1 protein-coding gene is annotated in these 319 nt (G+C 46.1%); it reads left to right on the forward strand.

Features of this window, described 5'->3' with window-relative positions:
* Positions 1-319: cob(I)yrinic acid a,c-diamide adenosyltransferase (locus AB4232_RS21605; RefSeq protein ID WP_372087981.1), on the forward strand; the 319-nt coding region annotated here is incomplete at both ends.

A 319-nucleotide genomic window follows, 5' to 3' on the forward strand; every position in this document is an offset into this window, starting at 1 on the left:
AGTAAAAGAGCAAGTCGATGCACGTGTTGCAGCAGCGCAAGAAGTGAAAGGACTGTTATTGGTTATTACTGGCAACGGGAAAGGGAAATCGACATCAGGTTTCGGTACGATTACACGTGCAGTCGGTCACGGTAAGAAATGTGCCGTTGCTCAGTTTGTAAAGGGAACCTGGGATAACGGTGAAAAGAACGTTCTTCAAAAACTCGATGTAGAGTTCCAAGTGATGGGTACAGGCTTTACTTGGGAAACTCAAAATAAGGCGAAAGATATTGAAGCCGCACAGCGCGTATGGAAAGAGTGCCAACGCATGCTAGCTGAT

This window comes from Vibrio sp. 10N.286.46.A8 (genome assembly GCF_041470165.1).
Taxonomy (GTDB): Bacteria; Pseudomonadota; Gammaproteobacteria; order Enterobacterales; family Vibrionaceae; genus Vibrio; species Vibrio tasmaniensis_A.